General features: G+C 69.4%; 19 protein-coding genes. 12 read left to right on the plus strand and 7 right to left on the minus strand.

The features are described 5' to 3' along the window. Positions 1–37 precede the first annotated feature (37 nt). Positions 38–1,102 (minus strand): HTH-type transcriptional regulator GntR, encoded by a 1,065-nt coding sequence (gntR, locus tag ACFO27_RS04990; RefSeq protein WP_376816284.1) that lies wholly within the window; start codon positions 1,100–1,102, stop codon positions 38–40. A 133-nt stretch (positions 1,103–1,235) separates the two neighbouring features. Between gntR and ACFO27_RS04995 the strand changes: the two genes are divergently transcribed. The 4 genes from ACFO27_RS04995 to ACFO27_RS05010 are packed head-to-tail and all read left to right on the plus strand — an operon-like array spanning position 1,236 to position 4,646. Further along, positions 1,236–1,805, plus strand: a complete 570-nt coding sequence (locus tag ACFO27_RS04995; protein WP_376816285.1) for a gluconokinase — start codon at positions 1,236–1,238, stop codon at positions 1,803–1,805. Beyond that, positions 1,792–2,286, plus strand: a complete 495-nt coding sequence (locus tag ACFO27_RS05000; protein ID WP_376816286.1) for a TRAP transporter small permease — start codon at positions 1,792–1,794, stop codon at positions 2,284–2,286. Before ACFO27_RS04995 ends, ACFO27_RS05000 begins: the two co-directional genes overlap by 14 nt. Before the next feature lie 10 nt (positions 2,287–2,296). Further along, positions 2,297–3,577 (plus strand): TRAP transporter large permease, encoded by a 1,281-nt coding sequence (locus tag ACFO27_RS05005; RefSeq protein WP_376816287.1) that lies wholly within the window; start codon positions 2,297–2,299, stop codon positions 3,575–3,577. A 52-nt stretch (positions 3,578–3,629) separates the two neighbouring features. After that, a complete protein-coding gene (locus tag ACFO27_RS05010; protein ID WP_376816288.1) occupies positions 3,630–4,646 on the plus strand; it encodes a TRAP transporter substrate-binding protein in 1,017 nt (338 codons plus the stop codon). A 96-nt stretch (positions 4,647–4,742) separates the two neighbouring features. Here ACFO27_RS05010 and ACFO27_RS05015 read toward each other — a convergent pair whose 3' ends face one another. Genes ACFO27_RS05015 through ACFO27_RS05025 form a run of 3 tightly spaced genes read right to left on the minus strand, consistent with a single transcriptional unit; the run spans position 4,743 to position 7,508 of the window. After that, positions 4,743–6,020: a TRAP transporter large permease gene (locus tag ACFO27_RS05015; RefSeq protein ID WP_376816289.1), complete on the minus strand. Its 1,278-nt coding sequence runs from the start codon at positions 6,018–6,020 to the stop codon at positions 4,743–4,745. 15 nt (positions 6,021–6,035) lie between these two features. Continuing rightward, positions 6,036–6,524, minus strand: a complete 489-nt coding sequence (locus ACFO27_RS05020; RefSeq protein WP_376816290.1) for a TRAP transporter small permease — start codon at positions 6,522–6,524, stop codon at positions 6,036–6,038. A 3-nt stretch (positions 6,525–6,527) separates the two neighbouring features. Then, on the minus strand, positions 6,528–7,508 hold the full coding sequence (locus tag ACFO27_RS05025; protein ID WP_376816291.1) for a TRAP transporter substrate-binding protein: 981 nt from the start codon (positions 7,506–7,508) through the stop codon (positions 6,528–6,530). Between the two features lie 341 nt (positions 7,509–7,849). Between ACFO27_RS05025 and ACFO27_RS05030 the strand changes: the two genes are divergently transcribed. From ACFO27_RS05030 to ACFO27_RS05040, 3 genes are read left to right on the plus strand one after another with little or no spacing between them, the layout of a single operon-like run. After that, entirely contained in the window at positions 7,850–8,932 is a 1,083-nt protein-coding gene (locus ACFO27_RS05030) for a tartrate dehydrogenase (RefSeq protein ID WP_376816292.1), read from the plus strand. A gap of 35 nt (positions 8,933–8,967) precedes the next feature. Further along, positions 8,968–10,431, plus strand: coding sequence for an aldehyde dehydrogenase family protein (locus ACFO27_RS05035; protein WP_376816293.1), 1,464 nt, complete (start codon positions 8,968–8,970; stop codon positions 10,429–10,431). A gap of 27 nt (positions 10,432–10,458) precedes the next feature. Continuing rightward, on the plus strand, positions 10,459–11,217 hold the full coding sequence (locus ACFO27_RS05040; protein WP_376816294.1) for an SDR family oxidoreductase: 759 nt from the start codon (positions 10,459–10,461) through the stop codon (positions 11,215–11,217). On the opposite strand, the gene ilvB is transcribed toward ACFO27_RS05040, so the two are convergent. Beyond that, positions 11,218–12,987, minus strand: coding sequence for a biosynthetic-type acetolactate synthase large subunit (gene ilvB / locus ACFO27_RS05045; RefSeq protein WP_376816295.1), 1,770 nt, complete (start codon positions 12,985–12,987; stop codon positions 11,218–11,220). It lies immediately after the preceding gene. 165 nt (positions 12,988–13,152) lie between these two features. Between ilvB and ACFO27_RS05050 the strand changes: the two genes are divergently transcribed. From ACFO27_RS05050 to ACFO27_RS05070, 5 genes are all read left to right on the plus strand, one after another. Then, positions 13,153–13,623 carry an SET domain-containing protein gene (locus ACFO27_RS05050; RefSeq protein WP_376816296.1) on the plus strand — a complete coding sequence of 157 codons (471 nt, stop codon included), beginning with the start codon at positions 13,153–13,155 and terminating at the stop codon, positions 13,621–13,623. A 94-nt stretch (positions 13,624–13,717) separates the two neighbouring features. After that, a complete protein-coding gene (locus ACFO27_RS05055) occupies positions 13,718–14,242 on the plus strand; it encodes a TRAP transporter small permease (RefSeq protein WP_376816297.1) in 525 nt (174 codons plus the stop codon). Beyond that, entirely contained in the window at positions 14,239–15,537 is a 1,299-nt protein-coding gene (locus tag ACFO27_RS05060) for a TRAP transporter large permease (protein ID WP_376816298.1), read from the plus strand. The genes ACFO27_RS05055 and ACFO27_RS05060 overlap by 4 nt, the downstream gene beginning before the upstream one ends. 54 nt (positions 15,538–15,591) lie before the next feature. Next, the gene (locus ACFO27_RS05065) at positions 15,592–16,617 is read left to right on the plus strand and encodes a DctP family TRAP transporter solute-binding subunit (RefSeq protein ID WP_376816299.1); all 1,026 of its coding nucleotides are present in this window, start codon (positions 15,592–15,594) and stop codon (positions 16,615–16,617) included. Positions 16,618–16,744: 127 nt separating this feature from the next. Then, positions 16,745–17,497 carry a TSUP family transporter gene (locus tag ACFO27_RS05070; protein WP_376816300.1) on the plus strand — a complete coding sequence of 251 codons (753 nt, stop codon included), beginning with the start codon at positions 16,745–16,747 and terminating at the stop codon, positions 17,495–17,497. A gap of 69 nt (positions 17,498–17,566) precedes the next feature. Here ACFO27_RS05070 and ACFO27_RS05075 read toward each other — a convergent pair whose 3' ends face one another. Together ACFO27_RS05075 and ACFO27_RS05080 are read right to left on the minus strand one after the other, a co-directional pair. Further along, positions 17,567–18,115: a YaeQ family protein gene (locus ACFO27_RS05075; RefSeq protein ID WP_376816301.1), complete on the minus strand. Its 549-nt coding sequence runs from the start codon at positions 18,113–18,115 to the stop codon at positions 17,567–17,569. Positions 18,116–18,124: 9 nt separating this feature from the next. After that, positions 18,125–19,621 carry an AMP nucleosidase gene (locus ACFO27_RS05080; RefSeq protein ID WP_376816302.1) on the minus strand — a complete coding sequence of 499 codons (1,497 nt, stop codon included), beginning with the start codon at positions 19,619–19,621 and terminating at the stop codon, positions 18,125–18,127. Between the last annotated feature and the right edge of the window lie 7 nt (positions 19,622–19,628).

Here is a 19,628-nt window from a genome sequence, read left to right on the forward strand (position 1 = left end):
CGGCGGGTTCGAACGTCCGGGCGCACCGGAGAGCGCGTTAGCTGCTGGCGCGGATCTTCAGTTCGAAGCCCAGGTCGACGGCGGGCGTATCCACCGGTTCGCCGCGCATCAGCCGCAGCAGCATCCGCGCCGCCGCGTCGCCGACCTCCCGGCGCGGCGTGCGCAGGCTCGTCAGCGCGGGCAGCATCTGCGCGTTGCCCGGCAGGTCGTTGAAGCCCACCACGCTGACCCGTTCCGGTACCGGAACGCCCAGTCTCAGGGCTTCCAGCAACCCGCCATGGGCCAGGTCGTCGTTGCAGAAGAACACCGCGTCCAGGTCCGGATGCGTCTCCACCAGGCGGCGGAAGGCCTCCGCCCCCAGGGCGGCCGACGAGGGCCGGGGATCGAGGATTTCCAGCCGGGGATCGTAGCAGCCCGCCTCCCGCAGGACGCCGCGAAAGCCCTCGGCGCGCTCCAGCGTGCGCGGATCCAGCTGGGCGCCGACGAAGGCGATGCGCCGCCGCCCCCGGTCCAGCAGGTGGCGGGCCACGGCCCGCGCGGCCCCGGTCTGGGAAAAGCCGACGCAATGCACGCCCGGATCGTCGCTCAATTCCATCACGTGCACGCACGGCGTGCGGCTGGCCTCGATCAGGCGGCGCTGGGCCTCGCTGCGGTCGAAGCCGGTCAGGATCAGGCCCGCCGGCCGGTGCGACAGGTAGCTGTCGAGCAGGGCGGCCTCGCGCTCGGGCCGGTACTGGGTGATCCCGACGAAGATCGGGTAGCCGGCTTCCCACATCACGTCCTGGACGGCTTCCAGCAGTTCCGTGAACAGCGTGTTGGACAGCAGCGGGATCAGCACCACGACGTGGCTGCTCTTGGCCGAGGCCAGCGCGCGCGCCGACGGGTCGGGACGATAGCCGAGACGCTCCACCGCCGCCCGCACCCGCTCGGCCAGTTCCGGACGCACGGTCGTCTTGCCCGCTACCACGCGCGACGCCGTGATGGGGCTGACGCCGGCCAGGGCCGCCACGTCGGCCAGCGTCGCCCGGCCCGTGGCCCGGCTGCGGCCCCGCGACCCGGTCGTCCGGGATCCGGTCCCGCCGTCGGAGGAAGAATCATTCATACAGGAATTCCCTAATGTCGGCCGGAATGAGATAGCGCTATCTTTGCGTCTCACCCGCCTTCGGGAAGATCGGTCGGCACAGGCCCGGCCCGACGCTCCGGGCACCATTGTACGTAAGGACCGTTTTTTTTCAATGCAAAAGATAGCGCTATCTTCTTCCCCGGAATCCCCCGGCTCGACGGCCTGCCAGCCCCGCGCGGTGGTCGTGATGGGCGTCTCCGGCAGCGGCAAATCCACGGTCGGCGAAATGCTGGCGCGGCGCCAGGGCTGGGCCTTCGTCGAGGGCGACGCATTCCACAGCGAAGGGAACCACGCGAAGATGCGCGCCGGCGTCCCGCTGACCGACGAGGACCGGGAATCCTGGCTGGAAGCGCTGGGCCGGGAACTGGCGCGCCATGCGGCCGACGGTGTCGTCCTCAGTTGCTCGGCCCTGAAGCGGGCCTACCGCCGGCGGCTGCGCGGCCACGTGCCCGGCCTGGCCTTCATCTGGCTGGAAGTCGGCCGCGACGCGGCCCACCGGCGCGTCGCCGGCCGCGGCGACCGCCACTTCTTTCCCGCCACCCTGATCGACAGCCAGTTCGCCACGCTGGAGCCGCCCCACGACGAGGCCGGCCTGCTGCACCTGGACAGCGAACGCCCCCTGGAAGAGCTGCTCGCACAAGCCGCCGAATGGCTGCAAAGGAACCCGCATGCACACCCCTGACACGCCCGCCGCCACGCCGCGCAAGCCCCTGATCCGCAAGGCCGCCGAAGCCTTCATGGCGGTCACCCTGGTCCTCATGGTGGTCGCCGTATTCAGCAACGTCGTGCTGCGCTACGCCTTCGGCACGGGCCTGGTGATCTACGAGGAATTGTCCCGCCTGCTGTTCGTCTGGCTGGTCTGCGTGGGCACGGTCGTCACCGCCTACGAAAAACGGCACCTGAGCTTCGACCTGCTGGTGGATCGCGTCGGGCCGCGCACGCGCGCCGCGATGGGCGCGCTGGCCGCCCTGGTCAGCGCGGTCGTGCTGGGCATGGTCGTCAAGGGCGCCTGGGACCAGGTGATCGCGGGCCTGCACAGCCACAGTCCCGTCATCGGCTATCCCCTGGCGATCGCCGCGGCCGCCACCCTGTTCATGGCCGCCGCCATGGAAGTCCTGCTCTTCAAGCAGGCCGTCCTGGACCGCCGCCGCGATCGAACCTAGGAGTCCCCGCATGGACACCACCCTGATCTTCCTCGCCGTCCTGTTCGCCTCCATGGCGATCGGCATCCCCATCGCCGTCTCCCTGCTGGTCTCGGGCGTGGCCCTGATGTGGCACCTGGACTTCTTCAACACCCAGCTGCTGGCGCAGAACCTGCAGGCCGGCTTCGACAGCTTCCCCCTGCTGGCCGTGCCCTTCTTCATCCTGGCGGGCGAACTGATGAACGTGGGCGGCCTGAGCCAGCGGATCATCGACATGGCGCGCGCCTTCGTCGGCCACATCCCGGGCGGCCTGGGCTACGTCGCCGTGTTCGCCTCGGTGCTGCTCGCCTCGATGAGCGGTTCGGCCATCGCCGACACCGCCGCGCTGGCCACCATCCTGCTGCCCATGATGCGCCAGCAGCACTATCCCATGGACTACAGCACGGGCCTGCTGGCCTCGGGCGGCATCATCGGCCCCATCATCCCGCCATCGCTGCCCTTCATCATCTACGGCGTGACCACCAACACCTCGATCAGCAAACTGTTCATCAGCGGCGTGGTGCCCGGCATCCTGATGGGCGGCGCGCTGCTGTTCGCCTGGCGCCGGGTCGCCCGCCGCCGCCAGCTGCCCACGGCCCCGCGCGCCACCCCGGCCGAACGCCGCCGCGCCGTGGCCGACAGCATCTGGGCCATCTTCATGCCGGTCATCATCCTGGGCGGCATCCGCTTTGGCGTCTTCACCCCCACCGAAGCCGCCGTGGTGGCCGCCGTCTACGCTTTTCTGGTGTCGCGCTTCATCTACCGGGCGCTGTCCTGGAAGGCCGCCTACGACGTGCTGGTGACGTCCAGCATCACCACGGCGGTGGTCATGTTCCTGTGCGGCGCAGCGACCGTGGCCGCCTACATGATCACCCTGGCCGACCTGCCCAACCAGTTGGCCGACCTGTTCCAGCCCATCCTGGCGCACCCCACGCTGTTCATGGCCTGCATGGTGGTCTTCCTGCTGCTGGTGGGCACGTCCATGGACCTGACGCCCATCATCCTGATCTTCGCCCCCGTCTGCCTGCCCCTGGCGCTGAAGGCGCACATCGATCCGATCTATTTCGGCTTCATGTTCGTATTCACCGGCTGCCTGGGCCTGATCACGCCGCCGGTGGGCACAGTCCTGAACGTCGCCGCCGGCGTGGGCGGCGTGAAGATGGAATCCGTCGTCAAGGGCGTCGCGCCCTTCCTGCTGGTCTACGTGCTGCTGCTAGTCCTGCTGGTGGCCTTTCCCCAGATCGTCATCGCCCCGGTCCACTGGCTGGGCTGAGGCAAAACAACGCCGCCCCGCCCGGCGGACACTTCCACCAAGGAGAATTCCCATGAAACTGAAAGCCCTGTTCCTGGCCGCCACCCTGGCGGCCGGCGCGATGGCCCTCCCGGCCGCCCAGGCCGCCGACATCCAGACCCGCCTGATCCGCTTCGGCTACGGCCTGAACCAGGATTCCAACCAGGGGCGCGCCGTCCAGGTCTTCGCCGACGAGGTCGCCAAGCTGTCGGGCGGCAAGATGAAGATCCGCGCCATCGGCGCGGCCGCCCTGGGCTCGGACGTCCAGATGCAGCAGGCGCTGATCGGCGGCGCCCAGGAAATGATGGTGGGATCCACCGCCACCCTGGTGGGCATCACCCCCGAAATGGCCCTGTGGGACACGCCCTTCCTGTTCAATTCCGGCGAAGAGGCCGACCGGGTGCTGGACGGCGAGACCGGCCAGGCCGTCATGCGCAAGCTGGAGGACAAAGGCCTGGTGGGCCTGGTCTACTGGGAAAACGGCTTCCGCAACCTGACCAACAGCCAGAAACCGGTCAACGGCCCCGAGGACTTCAGCGGCCTGAAGCTGCGGGTCATGCAGAACAACGTGTTCCTGGAAACCTTCCAGCGCCTGGGCGCCAACGCTGTGCCGCTGCCCTTCTCGGAGCTGTTCACCGCACTGGAAACGAAGACGGTGGACGGCCAGGAAAATCCCTACAACACCATCCTGTCGAGCAAGTTCTACGAAGTCCAGAAATACCTGAGCATCACCAATCACGTCTACAGCCCCTGGATCGTCACCGCCAGCAAGAAGTGGTGGGACGGCCTGAGCGCCGACGAACGCGACGTGCTGCTCAAGGCCGCCGCCGTCAGCCGCGACTTCGAGCGCAAGGACACCCGCGCGGAAGCCGACAAGGCCCTGGCGCAGTTGAAGGCCGACGGCATGCAGATCAACACCGTCAGCCCCGAGGCCGTGCAGAAAATGCGCGAGACCATCGCGCCGGTCAACGCGCAGATCGAGAAGTCGGTGGGCTCGGACCTGTGGAACGCGGTGCAGGACCAGTTGAAGGACATCCGCAAGAAAAGCTGAGCGGTCCCCACGCCGCGCAGCCTCTGGCACACGGCGGACTCCCCGGCAAGGCCGGGGATTTTTCCGCCCGGACACCGGGCGACGGCCATCAGGGCATCAGCGATACACCAGATCGCGGAAATACAGCGACAGGTCCGACCAGTAGGTGATCACCATCAGGCAGACCACCACCACGCCGACGAAGGGCAGCAGCGGCCGGATCAGGCGCTCGATGGGCACCTTGGCAACCGTGCAGGCGGCGAACAGGTTCACGCCGAAGGGCGGCGTCACCATGCCCAGGGCCAGGTTCACCACCATGATCACCCCGAAGTGCGCCGGATCGACGCCGAACTGCGTCGCCACGGGCAGCAGCAGGGGCGCCAGCACCACGATGGACGCGGAGGTCTCGATGAACATGCCGATGATGAACAGGGCGACGTTCACCCCCAGCAGGAACGTGATCTCGCTGCCGAACAGGTGGCTGAGCCATTCGCCCAACATCATCGGCACCCCGGCGCGGTTCAGCAGGAAGCCGAACACGCCCGCGTTGGCGATGATGAACATGATGATCGCCGTGGATACCACCGAGCGGTGGAACGTGCGGCCCAGCGTGGCGAAGTTCAGCCGCCGGTAGACGAAGGTGCCCACGAGCAGGGCGTACACCACGGCCACGGCCGAGGCCTCGGTGGGCGTGAAGATCCCGCCATAGATCCCGCCCAGGATGATGACCGGCATCAGCAGCGCCCACCAGGCCTTCCTGAAGGCCGTCCAGACCGGCAGGCGGCCGTCGCCGTCGTGCTTGCCCAGGCCGTTGCGGCGCGCGTACAGCCACACGTAGGCCATCAGCGCGACGACGATCAGCAGGCCCGGCCCGATGCCGGCGATGAAGACCTCGCCCACCGAGGTGTCGGTGGACACGGCGTACAGGATCATCGGAATGGAGGGCGGGATGATCACGCCCAGTTCCGCCGCCGAGGCCTGCAGCGAGGCGGCGAAGGGCGCCGGATAGCCGTGCTTGACCATGGCGGGGATCAGGATGGCCCCCACCGCGAAGGTCGTGGCCACGCTGGACCCGGCCACCGCCGCGAAGATCATGCAGGTCAGCACGCAGCTGCAGGCCAGCCCGCCCTGCACGCCGCCCACCACGCTCTTAGCGAATTCGACCATGCGCTCGGAGATGCCGCCTTCCTCCATCAGGTTGCCGGCCAGGATGAAGAAGGGCACGGCGACCAGCGGGTACTTGTCCAGGGCGGCGTAGAGCTGCTGCGCGATCACCAGCCAGGTCATGTGGCCGTCGAAGCCGACCCCGGCCATGGTGGCCAGGCCGATCGACACGGCCACCGGCACGGTCAGGCCGAAGAACAGCAGCATGGAAACGACCATCAACTGCGACATGATGTGGTTCCCCGGTCAGACGGTTTCAATGTGGACGCGCCGCGGCCCTTCGGCCCAGTAGGCCAGCGCGGCGAGCAGGGACAGCGCGGCCCCCACGGGAATGGACAGGTAGATCCACGAGATGGAGACGCCCATGCTGGGCGTGGTCTGGAAACGGACGCGCCAGGTCATGTCGGCTCCGATCCAGACCAGGAAGCCCAGGAAGCCCACGACGATCAGCAGGACGAGATGTTCCAGCATGCGCGCCCGACGCGGGGCGAGCAGGTTGTGCAGCAAGTCCACGCCCAGCATGGCGCCCTGGCGGAAGGCCAGGGCCACCCCCAGCATCACCGCCCAGATGATGGCGGCCCGCGTCCAGGCCTCGGACCAGGCCGAGGGCGATTCGAGGACGAAGCGCGCCAGGACCTGGTAGAAGCCCGCCGCGACGGCGGACCACAGCAGGCCCTGGGCGACCCAGGACACCAGCCGGGTCAGGCCCCGGTCGATCAGGCCGAGCGCGCGCATGGTTTATTGAGTGTCGCGGATGGACTCGACCAGCGCCTGGCCGAACTGCTTGTAGTACTGCGGATAGACCGGCTGGACCGCCTTGACGAAGGCGGCGTGGTCCACCGTGTTGACCTGCATGCCGTTGGACTTCAGGGTTTCGATGCCGTCCTTCTCGACCTGGTCGACGTAGGCGCGCATGGCCTTGGCGCCGGCGGCGGCGGCTTCCTTGAACTTCGCCTTGCCCGCGTCGTCCAGGCCGTCATACACGGAAGGCGCCATCAGGATCAGCGCCGGGCCGTAGACGTGCGCCGTCAGAGACAGGTATTTCTGCAGCTGCCACATCTTCACGGACACGATCACCGACAGCGGGTTTTCCTGGCCGTCGATGGTGCCCTGCTGCAGGGCGGTGGCGACTTCGGGCCAGGCCATGGGGGTGGCCAGCACGCCCAGTTCCTTGAAGGCGGCGATGTGGATCGGGTTTTCCGTCGTGCGGATCTTCAGGCCCTTGATGTCGGCGGGCTCCTTCACCGGCCGGACGTTGTTGGTCAGGTGGCGGAAGCCCTGTTCGCCCCAGGCCAGGGCCACCAGGCCGCGCTTGGGGAATTCGGCCAGCATGTCCTGGCCGATCTTGCCGTCCAGGACCTTGCGCGCGTGGGCCAGGTCGCGGAACAGGAAGGGAATGTCGAACACCCCGGTCTGCGGCACGAAATTCAGCGTGGCGCCCGTGGACACGATGGCCAGGTCGATGGTGCCCAGCTGCAGGCCCTCGATGACCTCGCGCTCGCCGCCCAGCGCGCTGTTCGGGAACTGCTGGATCTTGAAGTCCGGCGTGCTGGCTTCCAGGGTCTTGGCGAAGGCGGCGGCGCCCGCGCCATAGTGCGAATTCTCGGACAGCGCGTAGGCCATCTTCAGCGTGGTCTGCGCCAGCGCCGGCGCGGATGCCGTCACGCCGATCAGGGCCGCGGCCGCGAGCCATCCTGCGAATTTCTTGCCTTGGAACATGGTGTCGTCTCCCGAATCCGATATGGGTATTGTCCGGCCCGCGCCCGCGGCCCGGGCGCGATCCGTCGGAACCGCGCCGCGCGCAAAGCGTCAAGGCCCTGGTGTTCTAACATGAAGTCCGGCCGGGTCGCAATCGAAACCGCGCACGGATCCGGGTTATCACAGGGGGCACGGCGCGCGGCGGATCCGCGCCGGTCCCACGTTTGATTTCCAGGCGCAAAATCCGCTAGTGTGCTGCTTGCACGGCCTGTATGCTCAAACCCTCAAGCAGGCGGCGCACCGAAATCATGGCCGGACCCGGCGACACGGCCGGAACCCGTCCACCCCATCAGGGAGCACACATGACACGAAAAATCGCAGTGATTCCCGGCGACGGCATCGGCACGGAAGTCATGCCCGAGGGCCTGCGGGTCCTGGAAGCCGCCGCCGCCCGGTTCGGCCTGGACCTGGACTTCGAGTCCTTCGGCTGGGGCTGCGACCACTACCTGCGCGAAGGCCGCATGATGCCGGCCGACTGGAAGGAGCGCATCGGCGGGCACGACGCCATCCTGTTCGGCGCCGTGGGCGCGCCCGACCGTGTGCCGGACCACGTCGCCATCTGGGATTCCATCATCACCATCCGCCGCGAATTCGACCAGTACGTCAACCTGCGGCCGGCCCGGCTGATGCCCGGCGTGCCCAGCCCCCTGGCCAACCGGCGCCCCGGCGACATCGACTTCCTGGTGGTGCGCGAGAACACCGAGGGCGAATATTCCAGCCTGGGCGGGCGCATGTTCCCGGACACGGAACGCGAATTCGTGATCCAGGAATCCGTGTTCACCCGCACCGGGGTGGACCGGGTCCTGCGGTTCGCCTTCGAGCTGGCCTCGCGCCGGCCCGGGCGGCACCTGACGGCCGCCACCAAGTCCAACGGCATCTCCATCACCATGCCCTACTGGGACGAGCGCCTGAAGGCCATCGCCCGGGAATACCCCACGGTCACCTGGGACAAGTTCCACATCGACATCCTCTGCGCCCACCTGGTGCAGCACCCCGACCGCTTCGACGTGATCGTCGCCTCGAACCTGTTCGGCGACATCCTGTCCGACCTGGGACCCGCCTGCACCGGCACGATCGGCATCGCGCCGTCGGCCAACCTGAACCCGGACCGCCGCCACCCGTCCCTGTTCGAGCCCGTGCACGGCTCCGCGCCGGACATCGCGGGCCGGGGCATCGCCAACCCGGTGGGGCAGATCTGGTCGGCGGCCCTGATGCTGGAACACCTGGGGCAGGGCGATCCCGCCTGGCAGGACGCGGCCGACGCCGTCCTGCGGGCCATCGAGACCGTGCTGTCCGAAGGCCCCCGGACACCCGACATGGGCGGCGCGGCGCGCACCGCCGACATGGGCCGCGCGATCGCCGACCACGTCGCCCGCGCCCGCTGAGCGCCGCCCGCACCGCCATCCGCCAGGAGCCCGCCATGCCCGCCCACCACTTCATCGCCAACGCGCGCCAGCCCGTGCCCGACGCGCGCACCCTCCCCGTCATCGACCCGGCGGACGGCCGGGAATTCGACCGCATCGCGCGCGGCGCGCCCGAGGACATCGACCAGGCCGTGCGGGCCGCCCAGGCGGCCATGGGCGAACACTTCGACGGCCCCTGGGCGCTGACCTGCGCCCGCGACCGGGGCCGCCTGCTGGCGGCCTGGGGCCGCGCCGTGCTGGACGAGGCCGACGAGCTGGCCCGCCTGGAGGCGCGCGACACCGGCAAGACGCTGCGCACCGCGCGCAACGACGTCGCCGCCCTGGCGCGCTACTTCGAATACTACGCGGGCGCCTGCGACAAGCTGCACGGCGAGACCCTGCCCTACGACACCGGCACCCTGGTGATGACGGTGCGCGAGCCGCACGGCGTCACCGGCCACATCATCCCCTGGAACTACCCGGTCCAGATCTTCGGCCGCAGCGTCGGCGCGTCCCTGGCGGCCGGCAACGCCTGCGTGGTCAAGCCCGCCGAGGACGCCAGCCTGTCCACCCTGTATCTAGCCGAAATGGCCGCCCGCGTGGGCTTCCCGCCCGGGGCGCTGAACGTCGTCACCGGCTACGGCCACGAGGCCGGCGCGGCCCTGAGCGCCCATCCCGGCATCCGGCACATCTCCTTCACCGGCTCCACCGCCACCGGCCAGCAGGTCGCCGCGGCCGCCGCGCGGCACCACTGCCCGGTGGTGCTCGAACTGGGCGGCAAGTCGCCGCAGATCGTGTTCGAGGACGCCGACCTGGATGCCGCCCTGCCGGTGGTCGTCAACGCCATCATCCAGAACAGCGGCCAGACCTGCTCGGCGGGCAGCCGGCTGCTGGTCCACGAAAGCATCCACGACGCCTTCGTGACGCGCGTCGCCGAACGCTTCCGCGCCCTGCGCGCCGGCCCGCCCGCGTCGGACGCCGACCTGGGGCCGCTGGTCAACCGCAAGCAGTATGAACGCGTGCGCCGGATGCTGGACGCGGCCCGCGCCGAGGGCCTGGCCGAGGCCGCCCGGGGCCGCATCCTGGACGGCGCCCCGCCGGACGGCTACTACCAGGAAGCCGTGCTGTTTCGCGACGTGCCCGCGGACAGCGCCCTGGCGCGCGAGGAAATCTTCGGCCCGGTCCTGATCACGCAGGCCTTCCGCGACGAAGCCCATGCCCTGGTCCTGGCCAACTCGACCGACTACGGACTGGTGGCCGGCGTCTGGACCCGCGACGGGGCGCGGCAGCTGCGCATGGCCCGCCACCTGCGCTGCGGCCAGGTCTTCATCAACAACTACGGCGCCGGCGGCGGCGTCGAACTGCCCTTCGGCGGGGTCAAGTCCAGCGGCCACGGCCGCGAGAAAGGCTTCGAGGCCCTGCTGGGATTCACCGCGCTGAAGACCGTGGCGATCCGCTATGGACAGGATGCCCAGGGCTAGTCCACATTCATCGAGGAGACACACGTCATGCGCCTGCACGACAAGATTGCCATCGTCACCGGGGCCGGCTCCGGATTCGGCCGGGGGATCGCCTCCGTCTTCGCCCGCGAGGGCGCCCGGGTGCTCGTGGCCGACATCCACGACGGGCACGGCCGCGAGACCGTCGAGCAGATCCGCGCGGCGGGCGGCCAGGCCGCCTTCGCGCATGTGGACGTCGCCGACGCGGCCAGCATGCGCGGGCTGCTGGCGCAGGCCCTGGAGCATTTCGGCGGCCTGGACATCGTCGTCAACAACGCCGGCGCCACGCACCGCAACCGGCCCATGCTCGAAGTCACCGAGGCCGAGTTCGACCGCATCTACGCCATCAACGTCAAGAGCATCTATCTCAGCGCCCAGGCCTTCGTGCCGCATTTCCGCGGCCAGGGCGGCGGCGTGTTCGTGAACATCGCCTCCACCGCCGCCATCCGGCCGCGGCCCGGCCTGACCTGGTACAACGGCACCAAGGGCGCCGTGGTGACCACCAGCCGCTCGATGGCGGCCGAACTGGGCCCGGACCGCATCCGCGTCAACTGCGTCAATCCCGTGGTGGGCGCCACCGGCCTGCTGTCGGAGTTCATGGGCGTGCCGGACACGCCGGAAAACCGCGCCAAATTCACCGCCGGCATCCCGCTGGGGCGGTTCTCGACCCCGGACGACGTCGCCCACGCCTGCCTGTACCTGGCCTCGGACGAAGCCTCCTTCATCACCGGCGCCTGCCTGGAGGTGGACGGCGGCCGGTGTGTTTAGTCATTCTTCGACGTACCAGGTGTCCTCTGACAGCATCACCTGCTGGTGCCCGTAGCCGGCCGGCATCATCGGGAAGCAGTTCTGCAGCGGCACCACCGCCACGTCCAGGAAGTACGGGCCGTCGTGCGCCATGCAGGCGGCCAGCGCCGCGTCCAGGTCGCGCGGGTGCTCGACCCGCGCCGCCCCCCAGCCGAAGGCCCCGGCCAGCGCTACGAAGTCCGGGATCGAGGCGTTGTAGCTATGGCTGTAGCGGCCCTCGTGGATCAGCTCCTGCCACTGGCGCACCATGCCCATGTGGCCGTTGTTGCACAGGATCAGCTTGACCGGGGCGCGGTGCTGCGTGGCCGTGGCCAGTTCCTGGATGTTCATCAGCACGGACGCATCGCCGCTGACGCAGACCACCGGCTTGTCCGGATGCGCGATCTGCGCGCCGATGGCGGCCGGCAGGCCGTAGCCCATGGTGCCCGCCCCGCCGGAGGTCAGCCAGCGGTTGGGCCGGTCGATGCCGATGTACTGGGCGGCCCACATCTGGTGCTGGCCCACGTCGGTGGACACGACGGCGTCGCGCCCGGCCAGCAGCCAGTCGATGCGCCGCATCAGGTCCTGGGGCAGGATGACCTCGTCCGAGGGCGGGAATTTCAGGCAGTCGCGCGCCTGCCAGACGGCGATGCGCTGCCACCATTCGTCCAGGCGGCCGGATTCCAGCGGGTACTGGCCCAGTTCCTTGTGCAGGGCGCGCAGCAGCGGATAGCAGTCGCCCACCAGCGCCACGTCGGCGCGCACGACCTTGTCGATCGAGGCCGGATCGATGTCCAGGTGGATCTTGTCGGCGTGCGGACAGAAATCCGACAGCCGGCCCGTGATGCGGTCGTCGAAGCGCGCACCCACGCAGACGATCAGGTCCGCGTGGTGCATCGCCAGGTTCGCCTGCAGCGTGCCGTGCATGCCGAGCATGCCCAGGAACTGCGCGTCGCCCGCGGGATAGGCGCCCAGGCCCATCAGCGTCAGGGTGCAGGGCGCCCCGGTCGACTGCACCAGGCCGCGGAAGGCGTGGCAGGCATCGATGCCCGAATTGATCAGTCCGCCCCCGCCGTAGAACACCGGACGGCGGGCGCGGGCGATCAGCGCGGCGGCGCGCTTGAGCGCGGCCTCGGTCACGGGCGCCAGCGGTTCGGCGGCGGCCTCGGGCTCCGGGGCCGCGACGGCATGCTCCGGCGGCACGCGGGCGATCTGCAGGTCCTTGGGGAAGTCCAGCAGTACCGGCCCGGGGCGGCCGGCGCGCGTCAGGCGCAGGGCCTTGGCCGCCAGGTCGGCGATGTCCTCGGAACGGCGCACCTGGGCGTTCCACTTGGTGACCGGGCGCGAGATCCCGACCGCGTCGCATTCCTGGAAGGCGTCGGTGCCGATGGCGCCGGTCGCCACCTGGCCGCTGACGCACAGCACGGGGATCGAGTCGCAGAGCGCGTCCAGCAGGCCGGTGGTGGTGTTCGCCATGCCCGGGCCCGAAGTCACGAAGACCACGCCCGGACGGCCCGTGGAGCGCGCATAGCCCTCGGCGGCGTGCATGGCGGCCTGCTCGTGGCGCACCAGGACGTGGCGGATGCGCGGTTCGGCGTACAGGGCGTCGTACAGCGGCAGCACCGCGCCGCCCGGATAGCCGAACACCGTGTCCACGCCCAGGGCGATCAGGGTATCCAGCAGGACCTCGGCGCCATTGCGGTCGAGGACGGGGGCGGATGCGGCGGCATGGGCGGCGGTAGGGGCATTCACGGGCGTTCACCTGGACGGAAGGATCGGGGATGCCGCACCGGCCCTTCGCGCGCGGCGGCCCCCGGCGGGATCGCCGCCGGGGCGAGTGGACGTGAACGAAGCATCCCAAGGATAATGTGGGCCAGTTTATCCCTTTTCGATTCCGTCCCCTTCCGATCGCATCCCATGGCCACCCCCCGCTCGCCCTGGCACGCCGTGCGCGTCTCGACCCTGCACGGCACCGGCGTCTTCGCCGCGCGCGACATCCCCGCCGGCACCCGGATCCTGGACTACGCGGGGCGTCGCCTGACGGCCGGGCAGGCCGACGCCCGCTGGCCGGTCAACCCGGACGACCCCTACCACACCTTCTACTTCGCGCTCAGCGACGGCCGGGTGATCGACGGCGGCCAGCGCGGCAACGACGCCCGCTGGATCAACCACGGCTGCGCGCCCAACTGCGAGGCGCGCGAGAACGAGGCCGGCACCCGCGTGGCGATCTACGCGCTGCGGGACATCCCGGCGGGCACGGAACTGCTCTACGACTACGGCCTGGTGATCGACGAACCGCTCACCCGCGCGCTGAAGCGCAATTACCGCTGCCGCTGCGGCGCGCCCGAATGCCGGGGCACGATGCTGGCGCTGCCCGACGCGCCCTGAGCCGGCGTCCGTACTCATACCAACTGGCAAGGGCGCCGTTTCGCAGTAGGATTCAGTGTTGCCATCCGGCCCGCCATCCGCCACGCTCCGATCCATGCCCGACGACCACGCCGCCGCTTCCGCCGATCTTCCCGACTTCGTCCCGCCCCCCGATCCCCCCCTGCGCGTCCCGCTGCGATTCGAGGACTGGCTGACCGTACTGACCCTGGGCGCCCTGGCCTGCATCACCCTGGCCAACGTGATCGTCCGCTACCTGACCGCCGAATCCTTCGCCTGGACCGAGGAAATCTCCATCTTCCTGCTGGTCGTGCTCACCCTGAGCGCCAGTTCCTCGGCCTTCGTCCGCCTGCTGCACATCCGCATCGAACTGCTGGCCGACGGCGGCGGCTCCGCGCGGCGGCGGCGCTTCGCGCTGGCCGCGGGCACCGTGTCGCTGCTGTTCTTCATCGGCCTGACGGTCCTGCTGGGCCGCATGGCCCTGGACGAATACAACTGGGGCGACACGTCCCCGGCCATCGGCGTGCCCACCTGGTGGTATTCCATGTGGCTGCCCGTGCTGTCGGCGGTCATCACCCTGCGGCTGGCCGGCATCCTGCGGCGCACCTGGGAGCGGTCATGATCCCCACCCTGCTGTTCGCGCTCTTCGTCGTCCTGATGGTCATCGGCGTACCCGTGGGCATCGCCCTGGGGACGGCCGGCACGCTGGCCATCGCCCTGGCCAACCCCGACACCCACTGGTTCGGCCTGATGGCGGTCTCGCAGAGCTTCTACGCCGGCCTGGCCAAATACCCCCTGCTGGCCATCCCCATGTTCGTGCTGGTGGGCTCGATCTTCGACCGTTCGGGCGTCGCGGCCAAGCTGGTGCGCCTGGCCCAGTCCATCACCGGCAACGGCCCCGGCATGCTGGCCGTGGTCGCCATCACCGTCGCCATGTTCCTGGGGGGGATTTCCGGATCCGGCCCGGCCTGCGCCGCCGCCGTGGGCGCCATCATGATCGGCGCCATGAACCGCGCCGGCTATCCCCGCGCCTACTCGGCCAGCGTGGTGGCGGCGGGCGCGGCCACCGACATCCTGATCCCGCCCTCGATCGCCATGATCGTCTATTCGGTCCTGGTGCCGCAGGCCTCGGTGCCCGCCCTGTTCGCGGCCGGCATGTTCCCGGGCATCCTGGCCGGCATCGGACTGATCATCCCGGCCGTCTGGCTGGCGCGGCGCCACAAGATGGGCGCGGCCGCCCGGGCCCAGCCCCGCCCGCCCTTCTGGCGCAGCCTGTTCGAGGCCATTCCGGGCCTGGCCGCTCCCGTCATCATCCTGGGCGGCATGCGCATGGGCTATTTCACGCCCACGGAAGCCGCCGTGGTCGCCGTGTTCTACGGCCTGCTCATCGGCCTGTTCGTGCACCGCACCATCCACGTGCGCGACCTGTTTCCCATCCTGCGCGAGGCCGGGGAACTGTCCGCCGTCATCATGCTGATCGTCACGCTGGCGGGAATCTTCGCCTGGTCGCTGTCCACCCTGTCGATCATCGACCCGATCACCAACGCCATCGTGCATTCCGGCCTGGGGCAGTACAGCGTGCTGACGCTGCTGATCCTGCTGCTGATCGTGGCGGGCATGTTCCTGGACGGGATCTCGATCTTCCTGATCTTCGTGCCGCTGATCCAGCCGGTCGCCGTGGCCTTCGGCTGGGACCTGGTGTGGCTGGGCGTGGTGCTGACGCTGATGGTCGCGGTGGGCCAGTTCACGCCGCCGGTGGCCGTCAACCTGATGGTTTCCAGCAAGATCGCCCGGATCCCGATGGAAAGCACGGTGCCCTGGGTGCTGTGGCTGGTGGGCGGCATGCTCTGCACCCTGGTCCTGGTCGTGATTTTCCCGCAGATCGCGCTCTGGCTGCCGCATTATCTGGGATACTGACGTTCGCAAGCGGGCGGCAAGGCCCGCCGGGGATTTTTCAAAGAGGAGACCGACATGCATTTCAAGCGACTCATCGGCGCTGCCGCCCTGGCCTTCACGGCCCTGGCCGCCGCCCTGCCGGCCCAGGCCGCCGACTACAAGTCCGAATACAAGCTGTCCATCGTGGTGGGCACCAACTTCCCCTGGGGCCAGGGCGCGGTGATCTGGTCCGACCTGGTCCGCCAGCGCACCAACGGCCGCATCAACATCAAGGTCTACCCGGGCACTTCCCTGGTCCAGGGCGACCAGACGCGCGAATTCACCGCCATCCGCCAGGGCGTGATCGACATGGCCATCGGCTCGACCATCAACTGGTCCCCGCAGGTCAAGGAACTGAACATCTTCTCCCTGCCCTTCCTGATGCCCGACTATCCCGCCATCGACGCCCTGACCCAGGGCAAGGTCGGCGAGGAACTGTTCGGCATCCTGTCGAAGAAGGGTGTGGTGCCGCTCGCCTGGGGCGAGAACGGCTACCGCCAGCTGTCCAATTCCTCGCGCGAGGTCAAGGCCCCCGAGGACATCAAGGGCATGAAGCTGCGCGTGGTCGGCTCGCCGCTGTACATCGACATCTACACCGCCCTGGGCGCCAACCCGACCCAGATGAGCTGGGCCGACGCCCAGCCCGCGCTCGCCAGCGGCGCCGTCGACGGCCAGGAAAACCCGCTGTCCATCTACGCCGGGGCGAAGCTGTACGACGTCGGCCAGAAATACCTGAGCCTGTGGAACTACGTGGCCGACCCGCTGATCTTCGTGGTCAACCAGGACGTCTGGAATTCCTGGTCGCCCGAGGACCAGAAGATCGTGCGCGAGGCCGCCATCGAGGCCGGCCGCCAGGAAATCGTCATCGCCCGCAAGGGCGTGACCAACACCGACGATTCCCTGCTGAAGGAAATCGAAGGCCACGGCGTGAAGGTCACGGTGCTGTCGCCCGAGCAGATCGGCGCCTTCGCCAAGGCCACCCGGCCGGTGTTCGACAAGTGGGCCAAGCAGATCGGCCCCGATCTGGTGAAGCAGGCGCAGGCCGACATCGCCAAGCGCTGATCGGACGGTCCCGCGCGCCGCGCCCGGGCCGGTGCGCGGCGCGTGCCGTGCGCGGAGCCGCGCCGCCCCACGCGAAGACCTTCACGGCGGCGTATGATGCCGGCATGCTCCCGCCCTCCGGCATCTCATGGAAATCACCTTCGACGTCGCCGTCCTGCTGTTCTTCGTCGCGCTGCTGGCGGGCATCGTCGACGCCATCGCCGGGGGCGGCGGGCTGATCACCATCCCGGCGCTGCTGGCGGCGGGCCTGCCGCCCGGGGCGGCCATCGCCACCAACAAGATCGGCGGCATCGCCGGCTCGACCGCCGCCACGCTGCATTTCCTGCGCATGCGCCAGATCGACCTGAAGCGCAGCCGCCGGATGATGCTGGCCACCTTCCTGGGGTCGCTGGCGGGCGGGATCGCCCTGACGCGCATCGACAGCGGCGTGCTGCGCCAGGTGATCCCCTTCCTGCTGATCGGCTTCGCCCTGTATTTCCTGCTGTCGCCGCGCGTCGGCGCCGAGGACCGCGCCCAGCGCGTCACGCCCGCCCTGTACGCCGCCACCCTGGCGCCGCTGATCGGCTTCTACGACGGCTTCTTCGGCCCGGGCACGGGCACGTTCTTCGCGATCTCCTGCGTCACGCTGCTGGGCTTCAACCTGGTCAAGGCCACGGCGCACGCCAAGCTGCTGAACCTGTGCAGCAACCTGGCCTCCGTCCTGTTCTTCGCCGCCAGCGGCCACATCGTCTGGGCCTTCGGCCTGCCCATGCTGGCGGGCCAGTGGATCGGCGGCACCATCGGCGCGCGCCTGGCCGTCACGCGCGGCCACCAGCTGATCCGCGTCCTGATGGTGGCCATGGCGCTGATCGTTTCGGTGAAGATGATCCTGGAACGATAGGCCCGCATCCGCCCGTTCCGTCCGCCGCGAGGGCTTCGGGTGGCGCCGCGCACGCGGCCGATCCGCCGGTCAGCCGGTCTCGCGCAGGCAGCGCACGTCCAGGCTCACGTCTCCGCGCTCGCACGACACCCAGGCCGTGCGATCGGTGACGTTCACGCTCAAGCTCATATTGCGTTCGGCCAGGGCCGCCAGGGCACGCGTGGCCTCGGCATCCAGGACCCAGACCTGCAGGTTGGAAGCCCGGCCCAGCTTGTCGCGCACCCCGGACCACCAGACGTCCGCGCCCCGGCCGTAGGCCAGCACGATCACCTGGTCCGCCCGGCCGCAGGCCTTCAGCAGGCGGCGCTCGTCGGGCAGTCCGACCTCGACCCACTGCAGGATCGCGCCGGTCAGGTCCAGGTTCCAGAGGTCCGGCTCGTCCGTGTCGCTCAGGCCCCGGGTGAAGACCAGCCGCTCGTCGGCCTCGACCCACAGGGCATAGGCCAGCAGCCGCACCATCAGGCGCTCGTCGGTCTCGGACGGGTGCCGGGCGACGGTGACGGCATGGCTGCCGTAGTAGGCGCGGTCATTGTCCGCGACGTGGAGTTCCGCCTTGTAGACGGTGGAGCGCAAGGCCATGGTTTTTGATTACTTGAACGCGGTCTCGATGAAGCTGCGCAGTTTACGCGAGTGCAGGCGCTCGCCGGGCATCTCGCGCAGGCGCTCCAGCGCCCGGATGCCGATGTGCAGGTGCTGGTTGACCTGGGTGCGGTAGAAGGCGGTGGCCATGCCCGGCAGCTTGAGTTCGCCGTGCAGCGGCTTGTCCGACACGCACAGCAGCGTGCCGTAGGGCACGCGGAAGCGGAAGCCGTTGGCCGCGATGGTGGCCGACTCCATGTCCAGGGCGATGGCGCGCGACTGCGACAGGCGCTGCACCGGCTCCTGCTGGTCGCGCAGTTCCCAGTTGCGGTTGTCGATGGTGGCCACGGTGCCGGTGCGCATGATCTTCTTCAGCTCCCAGCCCGACAGGCCGGACACGTCGGCCACGGCCTGTTCCAGGGCGACCTGGACCTCGGCCAGCGGCGGCACCGGCACCCACAGGGGCAGGTCGTCGTCCAGCACGTGGTCCTGGCGCACGTAGCCGTGGGCCAGCACGTAGTCCCCCAGCCGCTGCGTGGTGCGCAGCCCGGCGCAATGGCCCAGCATCAGCCAGGCCGACGGCCGCAGCACGGCGACGTGGTCGGTGATGGTCTTGGCGTTGGACGGCCCCACGCCGATGTTGATCAGCGTGATGCCGGTGTGCCCCGGGCGCTTCAGGTGGTAGGACGGCATCTGCGGCAGCGGCATCGGGCCCGCGCGGGGCTCGTCCAGATTGTCGCGCGTGACGACGCGGTTGCCGGGCTCGACCAGTTCCGTGTAGCCGCCCGCGCCGGAGGCCAGGGTCTCGCGCGCCCACTGGACGAAGCCGTCCACGTAGAACTGGTAGTTGGTGAACAGCACGAAGTCCTGGAAATGCACCGGGGCCGTGGCCGTGTAATGCTGCAGCCGGTGCAGGGAATAATCGATGCGCGGCGCGGTGAAGGGCCCCAGGGGCCGGGCCTGGTTGGGGCGGCCGCGCCAGGTGCCGTTGACGATGGCGTCGTCGGTCACCGCCAGGTCGGGCACGTCGAAGTGGTCGCGCAGGGTATGGCCCGGGACTTCGGAATACTCGCCCTCGACGTACTCGCCCTCCGGGAAGGCGAAGTGCAGGGGGATGGGCAGGTCCGACTCGCCGATCTCCACCGGCACGCCGTGGTTGCGCAGCAGCAGGCGCACCTGTTCGCGCAGGTAGTCGTGGAACAGGGCGGGCTGGGTGACCGTGGTCATGTAGACGCCTGGTTCGACCAGGTGGCCGTAGGACAGGCGGCTGTCGATTTCCTGGTAGGAATGCACCCGGATGCGGATCGCCGGATAGCAGGCGCGCACCCGCTGGCCGGCCTCCAGGCCGTTGGCGCAGTATTCGCGGAAGGCGTCGCGGATGAAGGCGGTGTTGCGCCGGTAGATTTCCAGCAGCCGGTCCACCGCCGCGTCGGCGTCCTCGTAGCTGGAGAACGGGATCAGCTGCGGCAACCGGGTCGGGCGCGCGATGTCGATGAACTTTTCCATGCGCCCG

The organism is Castellaniella denitrificans, from assembly GCF_042653765.1.
GTDB classification, from domain to species: Bacteria; Pseudomonadota; Gammaproteobacteria; order Burkholderiales; family Burkholderiaceae_B; genus Castellaniella; species Castellaniella denitrificans.